Source organism: Salinibacter sp. (genome assembly GCF_042218895.1).
In the GTDB taxonomy this organism is placed as follows: Bacteria; Bacteroidota; Rhodothermia; order Rhodothermales; family Salinibacteraceae; genus Salinibacter.
In genome coordinates this window covers 1-3,802 of the sequence record NZ_JBDGQQ010000147.1, presented here as the reverse complement: position 1 = coordinate 3,802, position 3,802 = coordinate 1, and the positions used below count along the sequence as shown (strand labels likewise).

Here is a 3,802-nt window from a genome sequence, read left to right as displayed (position 1 = left end):
AGGTGGCGTCGATGAGGTCGGCCACCGCCTCGGCCTGCGCCAGGTCCATCTTGCCGTTGAGAAAGGCGCGCTCCGTAAACTCGCCGGGCTCGGCCATGCGGGCGCCGTGGTCGAGGAGGCTCTGCAGGACCATCTTCGGCGCCAGGTCGCCCCCGTGGCAGGACACCTCCACGACGTTCTCGCCCGTGGCCGAGTTGGGAGCCCGGAAGACCGTGGCCACGACCTGGTCGATGTCCTCCCCGTTCTCATCGACCAGAAAGCCGACGTGGGCCGTATGGCTCTCCACCTCCGTCAACTCCGTCCCCCGAAAGCAATCATCCACGACCGCAATTGCCTCGGGTCCGGACGTGCGCACCACCGCCAGCGCCGCCCGCCCCCGCGCCGTGGCAATGGCCGCGATCGTATCGGTTTGACTCATCGTTGAACGTTGGAACGTTATCCGTTGAACGTTCCAACGCACGAACGTTCAACGTTCTAACGCGCTATCGCTGCTGCTTCTGCGCCTCCTCAGCCCGCTCCATGATCCGGCCGAAGAATCCCTTTTCCCCCTCGGCTTCCCCGTCCCCACCCGCAGTGAGCTTGCCTTCCTCGTCCTTCTCCTTCTCCAGCTGCATGTTGATCCACTTCTGCTGGGCCGCCGTGACGATGTTGTAGAAGAGGTAGTAGAGGCTGAGGGCCGACGCGAACCGGTTGAAGATGAAGAAGATGACCGCCGGCATCGCGTACTGGAGCATCTTGGCCTGTCCGCCCGCAGCGCCTCCGCCGGTCGTCTGGACGCGCATCGTGACGATCATTGCGAGTCCCATGAGGAGCGTGAAGCCCGCAACGTAGTCCCCGTAGAAGGGAATTGTAAACGGTAGCTCCAAAATCTTGTCGGGCGCCGAGAGGTCGGACGCCCAGAGGAAGCTCTTCTGCCGAAGCTGAATGGACTTCGGAATAAACTGGTAGAGCGAAATGAGGATGGGGTACTGCAGAAACATAGGCAGACATCCCCCGATCGGGTTAACCCCCGTTTCGCGGTAGAGCTGCATCATCTCCTCCTGCTGCTTGTCAGGCTCGTCGTCGTATTTGTCCTTGATCTCCTGCATCTTCGGCTGCAACTCCCGCATCTTCGCCATGCTGCGGTACGACGACTTCGTGAGGGGGTAGACCAGGGTCTTGATGAAAATGGCCATCAGGATGACGACAATCCCGTACGGAATCCCGCCCCCAAACAGCCACGAGGGAAGGCCGCTCCCGAGGTAGGTGAGCATCGGGATGTACAGGTACTTGGCGAGCGGCTTGGTAATCCACTCGAACCAGTCCCATCCGTAGTCTACCATGCCGTACAGTCCTCGCCCGTAATCGGCGAGATTGTAGTAATCGATTGGGCCGGCGTAGAGATGAAATTCATCGACATCCGCCTTGCCCCGAGGCCGCGGCATCTGGACGCGCCCCGTGAGGTTCTTCACGGCGGCCGCACTGGTGGCCTGCGATACCTTATCCCCGACGAGAGAGGCGCCGCGGGGACGATCCGGGTCGTCCGGCATCAGCGCGGCAGTGAAGTACTTGTTTTTGACCGCAAGCCACGAGATGGAGCCGTCAACGTGCTTCTCACTGTGGTCCTTGCTCGAGAGCGTGAGGCTTGTAATCGTGCCCTCGCTCTGGGCGTAGAGCCCAGTGAACCTGAGCTCGTCTTCCTCTCCCCCTTCCGAGTACGGGACGCCCCCGTGCCAGACCAGCTCGTACCCCTCAGAGGTTGCAAAGCTGGCGGGCCTCACCTGCTGGACAGAGAGGCCAAGGTCGTAATTGTCCGGATGAAAGGTGTAGGCTTGGCGAAGGACACCGTCGCCGAGGGACGCCTCGAAGGTGATGGTCGTTGACGCTCCCTCAACGCGAATCGTGTCTGCCTCCGTGCTCGGGGTAAAGTAGAGATCACGCGAGTCGACGAGGCGGCCCGTGGGGGTTCTAAAGGCGACCGAGAGGGCCCCAGTGGTCGTGGTGTCGACGAGTTGAACAGGATCCTCCTGGTTGAACTGCTTGTACTTCTCCAGCGTGAAGCGCTGGAGGGTGCCTCCTTTGGTGGAGAGAACTGCTGTGTAGACGTCCGTCTGAACGACGATTTTCCGGTTTGTGCCGCGCGCCGCAGAAGCTGTAATCGAGTCAGCGGCAAGCGCGGAGAGGGAGGCGTACCGGTCCGCTGCAGGCGTCGGAGAGGGGGGCTCGGTTGGAGGGGCCTCGGCCTCGTTCGGGGTTGTGCCGGCCTCCGCCGACTTGCCTGCCGACTCAGAGGACGTGTCGGGCTGCGGTGCGGTTGCGGCTCCCGCCGTGTCCGAGGCGACCGCGGTGTCGGCAGGCGCGCCAGCCTGCTGCTGCCGCGGCTGCTGTGGGCTCATCCAGAACATCCAGGCGAACAGGATCACCGCGACCAGGATGGTCGCGATAATAACGTTCCGCTGATCTTCCGGCGCGGGTTGGTTGCGAAGCGGAGAAGTCAAGGGACGAGAAGAGATTAGTGAGTGCGGGTTGGCACACCGACGAACGCGCAGGGGACAGTCCCTGCGAGGTCTACACTGAGAGAGTGAGCAAGGCTAGTGCATACGTGTGGACCCGCACGACATGTCCATGGGCACTTCAAGATCGACGAATTTATAGGAGAAATCCTTGTTCGGTCACTGTGCCGAATCAGGAGGGCGTTCGAAGCGGGAAGCCACACGCTCCATGGCCCGCGGCAGATCGCGCTCGACACACTCGTCTGCCTGCTCGGGGGCGCCTCGAAATAGAATCATGACGATGAGCGCCTCGTCGGGATGACACAAGAAAAGGTCTACCAGGGTGTACTGATGCACCCGGTAGACCTCTCTGAGGAGTCGCCGAATCCGATTGCGCTCCACACCGCTCTCAGCGCGGGGGCCTGGCGCGAACCCCACCTGCAAGGGCACGTCGTACCTAAGCGCATCCCGCTCGACGACGCGGTACAACACCCGAACGCAGCCTACCGCGACGGTCTGGACGTCATCGCGGGTCTTGTCGAAGAGCGACCGAATGAGGCGCCGTCGTTTCAGGCGGTACGACGGGGGAAAGGTGAGGCGGCGCTCCTCGCTGCGTGCGGAGGGATTGGACACAGTGGGCCGTTCACACGGGCTTGCCGGAGTCCTCGTCGCTGACCGAGAGCTTTTCGCGCCCCTTCTTGCGGCGGCGCTTGATGATCTCTCGACCTTCTTCTGTTTTCATCCGCTCAAGAAAGCCGTGCTTCTTCTTGCGCTTTTTCTTGCTGGGCTGGTAGGTACGCTTTGGCATAAGTCGTGGAGTCCGTGCGTGAAGAACATCGGAGTAAGTTGTAACGACAGGGGCGCTACCTTGTTTTGTCTCTGGCGGACAAAGACACCGTCAAAATGCGGGCTGCCCCCGAATTGTGCCGCGGAACTGACGCCCGAGCTTTGCATTCAGCGGAGATGCACACTTAGAAGCGGGAGTAGCTCAGTGGCAGAGCATCAGCTTCCCAAGCTGAAGGTCGCGGGTTCGATCCCCGTCTCCCGCTCCGCCTTCCAGTGTCGAATTGCGAATTCCGAGTGGCGAATGACCGGTGCGGCCCGGTCTTTTCAGATACGTCTCCTCATTCGACGTTCGCACTTCGTCACTCGCCATTGCCCGGGCGGTTAGCTCAGCGGTTTAGAGCACCTGCCTTACAAGCAGGGGGTCGCTGGTTCAAATCCAGCACCGCCCACCCCCGCAAACGCCCTCAGACGGCTGCAAACGCCGATTCGGGGGCGTTTTTGTTTTGGTGGTCCTGCCACGGAGAGTAAAGAACCCCGCCCTTCCG

3 protein-coding genes, 2 tRNA genes and 1 pseudogene are annotated in these 3,802 nt (G+C 61.6%); 2 read left to right on the top strand and 4 right to left on the bottom strand.

Features of this window, described 5'->3' with window-relative positions:
* The 4 genes and pseudogenes from ABEL04_RS12425 to rpmH form a co-directional block, all read right to left on the bottom strand.
* Nucleotides 1–418, bottom strand: a pseudogene (locus ABEL04_RS12425) (tRNA uridine-5-carboxymethylaminomethyl(34) synthesis GTPase MnmE); the annotation flags it as partial.
* Between the two features lie 64 nt (nt 419–482).
* On the bottom strand, nt 483–2,477 hold the full coding sequence (gene yidC, locus ABEL04_RS12420; protein ID WP_375802710.1) for a membrane protein insertase YidC: 1,995 nt from the start codon (nt 2,475–2,477) through the stop codon (nt 483–485).
* A 174-nt stretch (nt 2,478–2,651) separates the two neighbouring features.
* On the bottom strand, nt 2,652–3,104 hold the full coding sequence (locus ABEL04_RS12415; protein ID WP_375802709.1) for a ribonuclease P protein component: 453 nt from the start codon (nt 3,102–3,104) through the stop codon (nt 2,652–2,654).
* Nucleotides 3,105–3,114: 10 nt separating this feature from the next.
* Complete coding sequence (gene rpmH / locus ABEL04_RS12410; protein WP_375802708.1) at nt 3,115–3,279, bottom strand: 50S ribosomal protein L34; 165 nt, start codon at nt 3,277–3,279, stop codon at nt 3,115–3,117.
* A 169-nt stretch (nt 3,280–3,448) separates the two neighbouring features.
* Here rpmH and ABEL04_RS12405 point away from each other — a divergent pair.
* Both ABEL04_RS12405 and ABEL04_RS12400 read left to right on the top strand, forming a co-directional pair.
* Nucleotides 3,449–3,520 (top strand) — tRNA-Gly (locus ABEL04_RS12405).
* Between the two features lie 112 nt (nt 3,521–3,632).
* Nucleotides 3,633–3,706, top strand: a tRNA-Val gene (locus ABEL04_RS12400).
* Nucleotides 3,707–3,802 lie beyond the last annotated feature (96 nt).